This window comes from Streptomyces sulfonofaciens (assembly GCF_014656295.1).
GTDB classification, from domain to species: Bacteria; Actinomycetota; Actinomycetes; order Streptomycetales; family Streptomycetaceae; genus Streptomyces; species Streptomyces sulfonofaciens.
In genome coordinates this window covers 1-850 of the sequence record NZ_BNCD01000077.1, presented here as the reverse complement: position 1 = coordinate 850, position 850 = coordinate 1, and the positions used below count along the sequence as shown (strand labels likewise).

At 74.0% G+C, this 850-nt stretch carries 1 protein-coding gene; it reads left to right on the top strand.

Annotated elements, in window-relative coordinates; genetic code table 11:
* A partial coding sequence (locus tag IE313_RS34635; protein WP_189939349.1) for a DUF4118 domain-containing protein occupies window positions 1-850 on the top strand: 850 nt, incomplete at both ends.

Sequence of the window (850 nt, the reverse complement as noted above, 5' to 3'; positions counted from 1 at the left end):
ATGTCATCGGCGACGACGTGCCCGAAGCGCTCCTCGCCTTCGCCCGCGGCCACAACGCCACCCAGATAGTGCTGGGCTCCTCCCGCCGCAAGACCTGGCAGTACGTCTTCGGGCCCGGGGTGGGCGCCACCGTGGCCCGTGAGTCGGGCCCCGACCTGGACGTGCACATCGTGACCCACGAGGAGGTCGCCAAGGGCCGCGGACTGCCCGTCGCACGCGGTGCCCGCCTCGGTCGCACCCGGACCGTCAGCGGCTGGCTGACCGGCGTGGCCGGGCCCGCGCTGCTCGCCCTGCTGCTCTCCCGCACCGGCGCCGATCTCGGCCTCGCCAACGACATGCTGCTCTTCCTCGCCCTCACCGTCGCCGCCGCCCTGCTCGGCGGGCTGGTGCCCGCGCTGGCCTCCGCGGCCGTCGGCTCGGTCCTGCTCAACTGGTTCTTCACCTTTCCGGTGCACCGCGTCACCATCGCCGACCCCGAGAACATCGTCGCCATCCTGGTCTTCGTGGCGGTCGCCGTCGCCGTCGCCTCCGTGGTCGACCTGGCCGCCCGCCGTACCCAGCAGGCGGCCAGGCTGCGTGCCGAGTCGCAGGTGCTGTCCTCGCTGGCCGGGAACGTCCTGCGCGGTGAGACACCGCTGACCGCGCTCCTCGAGCGGGTCCGCGAGACCTTCGCCATGGACTCCGTGGCGCTGCTGGAGCGCGAGGACGACCTCACCCCGTGGACCTGCGCGGGCAGCGTGGGCCCCGTGGCGCTGTGCCGGCCCGAGGACGCCGACGTGGACATGCCCGTCGGCGACCACATGGCGCTGGCGCTGTCCGGCCGGGTGCTGCCCGCCGAGGACCGCAGGGT